Source organism: Kocuria sp. NBRC 114282 (assembly GCF_030268385.1).
Classification (GTDB): domain Bacteria; phylum Actinomycetota; class Actinomycetes; order Actinomycetales; family Micrococcaceae; genus Kocuria; species Kocuria palustris.
In genome coordinates, this window is record NZ_BSQO01000047.1 from 1 (window position 1) to 255 (window position 255).

The following is a 255-nucleotide window of genomic DNA, read 5'->3' on the forward strand; positions in this document are numbered from 1 at the left end:
ACAGGCTCCACCACTCGGTCACCCGGCAGCTTCACCACCCGCTCGACGCTCCCCTACCCAACACACACAAAACCATTACAGTCACCACACAGCACCCCACCAGAACCCAAAAGCCCTGACAGGATCGGTGTGCGGAAATGTGCATTGCCACGACTTCGGCGGTGTACTTGAGCCCCGCTACATTATCGGCGCGGAATCACTTGACCAGTGAGCTATTACGCACTCTTTCAAGGATGGCTGCTTCTAAGCCAACCT

1 rRNA gene is annotated in these 255 nt (G+C 56.5%); it reads right to left on the reverse strand.

The annotated features are described in order from the left end of the window. Positions 1 to 255, reverse strand: a 23S ribosomal RNA gene (locus tag QSJ40_RS12665); the annotation flags it as partial.